This window comes from Pseudoalteromonas sp. UBA6610 (assembly GCF_002433295.1).
GTDB lineage: Bacteria > Pseudomonadota > Gammaproteobacteria > Enterobacterales > Alteromonadaceae > Pseudoalteromonas > Pseudoalteromonas atlantica.
On the sequence record NZ_DJHW01000020.1, the window covers coordinates 17529 to 21899 of the forward strand.

Genomic DNA, 4371 nt, shown 5'->3' on the forward strand with positions numbered 1-4371 from the left:
TTTCTTCAACCAGCGCAGCATCAGCAGGGGTTTCTTCGGTTGTATCGCCGGCTTCATCAATTAAGCTGTCTATGTCGTCTAAATCAAAGTCATCGCTTTCTTCAACCAGCGCAGCATCAGCAGGGGTTTCATCAGGTGTATCGCCGGCTTCATCAATTAAGCTGTCTATGTCGTCTAAATCAAAGTCATCGTCTTTTGGTGATTCTTTATCAGCTTGTTGATCTAATAGTTCATCAATATCAAAGTCATCATCCTCTTCTTGGGCTAGCTCTTCGCTTAAGGCGGCCAACTCATCATTGCTTTCTAAGCTGCTATCTGCGGTAGGTTGCTCAACCTCAGGCAAGTCAATTTCAGGCAGGCTATCGTCCTCATCAAATAAATCGTCTAGGTCGTCACTGCTTAAAATATCGTCCGAATCTTTTGTATCATCTAAATCAAGGTCAATTTCATCATCTTGTTTTTCATCTACAGGTTCATCAAAGCCCTGCTGCATGAAAACGTCTAACTCGTCCCCTTCACTGCCTTCGTCATCAAAAACAATATCATCACTTAATAGGCTTTCTAATTCGTCTTGATCGAGCAAGTTTTCTGAATCAGAAAATTCATCGTCTAACGCATCATCGAGAGAATCATCAAATGCAATATCATCCTCTGGCAAAATATCGTTGCTATGATTGTCATCTAGTTGAATATCTAAATCATCAAGAGGGTCAGGAATGATTGGATCGTCTAACGCATCATTACTTTGCGGCTCGTCTTCGGTAAAGCTGGGCGTTTGTGGCAGAAAATCATCGTCATCTTGAGTTTCTTCGTCTTTATTGGCGCGCTTTCGTAAAAACATCACCACGGCAAAGATAATTAATAACGCAGGAATGGTCATTAATAAAATAAGCACAAGTGGGTTAGACATTAAAGCGCCTAGGTTAAAAGGTTCTTCTTTTGGTACTTCTTGCACTTTTTGCTGAGCTATTATTTCGTTTTGTTTTTCTATTAGCTCTTTTAGCTGTTTTTGAATTTCGCTGTCTTGACCTAGCTGTTCTTTTACATTGGCAAGCTCTTTTGAAATACCCGACAATTGTTTTTTGAGATTATTATTCTCAGCTAATATTTCTTCTACATTATTAACCGAGCTTTTAAATTGCTGCTGCAGCTCAACAAGCTTATTACCTTGCTGCGTTTTTATTTCATTTAATTCTTTTTGAATTTCTTTTTTAGCGTCGTCAACATCGGCTTTACGAGCTTGTGTTACTTTAGTTTGCGCGGCGTTAATTTCACTGGTGGTTAGTGTGCCATTTTTCTTTTTTTCCCACAGCGCGTCATCTTGCTCTGAGCGTTGTTTAGCAAGCTGTGGATTTACGCGTCTAATTTCCGCTAAGGTGGGTATTTTTAAATATGCACCACTTTGCATGTGGTTTAGGTTTTGTTCTAAAAAAGAATTAGGGTTTTTGTTATACAAGGCTTGCATAACTTGGTAAATACTAACTGAGTTATCTGGGCGTACTTTGGCAGCAATACGCCATAGTGTATCGGTTGGCTTTATAGGCCCTATTGATCGCCCTTGCGCACCATAGTCAGCGCCTTTTGGCCCCTTTAATTGGGTGCTGTCTTGAGAGTAAATTGGAGTTACTACCAATGCAGACGCTAATATAATAAGTGAAGCTAAACCGCGCATGCTGATCCTTTAATGTGTAAATGTTAAATGCTTTGCTATTTATTTAGCTGCTCAACATTAATTATTCTTGCCGTAACCAGCCAAATAGCTGATCTACATTTGTTATTACAATCTATTTTTATTGCAAGCTCTATTCCAGTTACAAACTATAAACCAGTTGCGGCCTAATATCCATTGCAACGCTTTGAAAATAAATACCTTAAAACTTTATTCTTTATACTATTTTATCGTGATAGATCAAGGCGTTTAGTTTAGTAGCAACGCTAAGCGGCAATAATTTGGCTCCCTTAAATACAAAAGCGGCAAACTATAAAAGTTTGCCGCTTAATTTACACGCAATGTTAGCGGGTATTTATAAGTAGTTAGCGATTAACTCTTCCGCTATTTGCACACTATTAGTGGCAGCCCCTTTGCGGGTGTTATCACTTACAACCCACATATTTAAACCATGAGGGTGCGAAATATCGGCGCGTAAGCGGCCTACGTAAACTGTATCATTACCACTGGCATCTGAAACCGCGGTTGGGTAATCGCCCTCATCTTCAATAAGCTCAACTCCTGGGGCATCATTTAAAAGCTGTTTAACGTGCTCAAAGTCATACGGCATGCGTGTTTCAATGTTGATTGACTCAGAGTGGCCAAAAAATACAGGGACACGTACACAGGTTGGGTTAACAGCAATAGTGGTATCACCCAAAATTTTATGCGTTTCGTTTACCATTTTCATTTCTTCGCGCGTGTAGCCGTTATCTTCAAAGGTATCTATTTGAGGGATAACGTTAAATGCAATTTGCTTAGGAAAAATTTCGTTTTCCATTGGGCGAGCATTCATTAAATTAGCTGTTTGTTTTGCTAATTCATCTACGGCTTCTTTGCCTGCACCAGATACGGCTTGGTATGTAGATACATTAATGCGGTCAATACCATAAGCATCGTAAATTGGTTTAAGCGCTAGCATCATTTGAATAGTAGAGCAGTTAGGGTTTGCAATAATATTGCGATTTCTAAAGTCTTCAAGGCTTGCTGCATTAACTTCTGGTACCACTAGCGGTACTTCAAAATCATTTCTAAAATGTGAGGTGTTATCAATTACAACACAGCCCGCATCGGCTGCAATTGGCGCGTATTTTTCTGATACACTGCCACCAGCTGAAAACAAACCTATGTGTGCCTGGCTAAAGTCAAAGCCTTCTACGTCTTGTACTTCAATGGTTTCACCACGAAACTTTATGTCTTCACCTGCGCTGCGGCTACTGGCTAGTAAAAAAAGTTGGTCTACCGGAAATTTACGATCTTCCAGGGTTTCAATAATTTGACGACCTACTAAGCCTGTAGCGCCAAGTACAGCAACGTTATATTTTTGCGACATATTTTATCCTCTTTAAGCAGTGTTAAAACAACACTACTAGTTAAATTAGTTTGCGGTGTTAAAGCCAAGCTGAGCGAGTGCATCTGTATGCTGTGCACTCCCTCTTACCGTTAAAGTGCTAAACTCACGCCTGACTGGGTAGTTTTTACGTAAACTATCAAACCTGTCTTTTGCTAAGTTGCGCAGCAAAATGCCATCATCACGGCGTACGTCGTAAATTAAATGCACTAAACGCGCAATATCAGCCTCAGTAAAGCTGCTTTGTAAACTTAGGCTTGTAACAGCAGGTTGTGGTAAAAAATCAGCGAGAGATTTTTCTGCGGTTACGCCTTCTAATTTACACAATGCTTGGTACAGCATTTGTGTGCCGCGGGCTTTTCCTTCAAGGGTATGGCCGGCAATGTGCACGCTGGCATAGCGCACATGATCAAGCAATGGAATTAAAATGTTAGGCTCGTTTTCCCAAACATCCAAAACCAAATCTAAGTCTGCCTCTTGCTCCATAACCGATAACAAAGCTTGATTATCAATTACTTCTCCGCGGCTCGCATTTATAACTGCTAACCCAGGCTTTAACGCTTTAAGGCGTTTTTCATCAATTAAATGATGCGTTTTGTGCTCACCGGTTTTAATCAGCGGTACATGAAAGGTAACCGCATCTACGCGCTCAAGTAGTTCGTCAAGCTCAACATGCTCGGCTAATAAGCCCTGCTCATGTTTAATTGGGTCACATAATAAAACATCAACATTAAGTGCTTTTAGTTTTTGTGCTAAACAGCTGCCAATGTTACCCACCCCAACAATACCTATTGTTTGACCACTTAAAGGGGCTGCGTTTTCTTGGCTTAAGGCAAACAAGCTACTTATTACATACTCAGCCACCGCCACTGCATTGCAACCTGGGGCACTACTAAAGGCAATGCCTTTATCGTTTAGTAACTGTGTATCTATATGATCAACACCAATAGTGGCGGTACCTACAAAGCTTAATTTATTAGCGTGGGCAAGCAAGTCACTGTTTACTTTAGTAACCGAACGCGTAAGTAATACATCAACATCAATTAACGCATCGGGTGTTAAGTTTCGTCCATCAAAGCGCGTTACCTCACCAAAGTCTGCAAAATACTGCTCAACTAAAGGCATGTTTTGATCGGCAAGAATCTTCATTGGGGAGTCCGTATGGCAAAATGAGGCGCTATTGTAACGAACAACCGAGCCATTACACAAACTAAAAAGCCGAGCAATGCTCGGCTTTTAATCACTATAAAGAGAAAACGAATTAACCTTTATATTTGCTCATAACTAATGTGGCGTTTGTACCACCAAAACC

The 4371-nt window shown here is 40.5% G+C and carries 3 protein-coding genes; all 3 read right to left on the reverse strand.

Annotated features, from left to right (window positions below):
- Window positions 1–1672: FimV/HubP family polar landmark protein (locus B4F91_RS02565; protein ID WP_288635356.1), on the reverse strand; the 1672-nt coding region annotated here is incomplete at its 3' end.
- 352 nt (window positions 1673–2024) lie between these two features.
- Complete coding sequence (locus tag B4F91_RS02570; RefSeq protein ID WP_004588395.1) at window positions 2025–3041, reverse strand: aspartate-semialdehyde dehydrogenase; 1017 nt, start codon at window positions 3039–3041, stop codon at window positions 2025–2027.
- Between the two features lie 45 nt (window positions 3042–3086).
- Window positions 3087–4208, reverse strand: a complete 1122-nt coding sequence (locus B4F91_RS02575; RefSeq protein ID WP_286937654.1) for a 4-phosphoerythronate dehydrogenase — start codon at window positions 4206–4208, stop codon at window positions 3087–3089.
- Window positions 4209–4371 lie beyond the last annotated feature (163 nt).

Coding starts and splice junctions, on each gene's coding strand:
- B4F91_RS02570 (WP_004588395.1), bottom strand. CDS start 3,041: ATGTCGCAAAAATATAACGTTGCTGTACTTGGCGCTACAGGCTTAGTA.
- B4F91_RS02575 (WP_286937654.1), bottom strand. CDS start 4,208: ATGAAGATTCTTGCCGATCAAAACATGCCTTTAGTTGAGCAGTATTTT.